The organism is Bradyrhizobium sp. BRP19, assembly GCF_020194195.1.
Lineage (GTDB): Bacteria > Pseudomonadota > Alphaproteobacteria > Rhizobiales > Xanthobacteraceae > Bradyrhizobium > Bradyrhizobium yuanmingense.
The window spans coordinates 1-425 of sequence record NZ_JADYVZ010000164.1 but is presented as its reverse complement, the minus strand read 5'-3'; the positions used below and the strand labels follow the sequence as shown (position 1 = coordinate 425).

Below are 425 nucleotides of genomic sequence, written 5' to 3'. Positions count from 1 at the left end.
GCCCTGATCGAGGGCGTCGAACTGACCGAGCGTTCGCTGCACGCCACGTTGGAGAAGAACGGCGTCAAGAAATTCGATCCCACCGGCGAGAAGTTCGACCCGAACTTCCAGCAGGCGATGTACGAGGTTCCCGATCCCTCAGTGCCATCGGGTACGGTGGTGCAGGTCGTGCAGGCCGGCTACACGATCGGCGACCGCGTGCTGCGTCCCGCGCTCGTCGGTGTCTCCAAGGGCGGCGCAAAGACAGCGCCGGCTTCGGCCGCACAGTAGTACTGAACCGGCGTCAGCGCGGCTCAATCCCGTCGCGCACGCCGCGGAAGCGCGGAAATGCGGTCGACCATTGCGTGCGCGGCGAGGAGCCGATGATGCGCAGCGAGGTCTGCGCGCCGAAGCGCAGCCATTGCACGATGGTCACCGGCGTACTG

At 66.4% G+C, this 425-nt stretch carries 1 protein-coding gene; it reads left to right on the top strand.

Translation table 11 applies throughout. From position 1 onward, the window contains the following. On the top strand, nucleotides 1-270 hold a 270-nt coding region (grpE, locus tag I6F36_RS39010; RefSeq protein WP_225173295.1), incomplete at its 5' end, for a nucleotide exchange factor GrpE. Nucleotides 271-425: the final 155 nt, after the last annotated feature.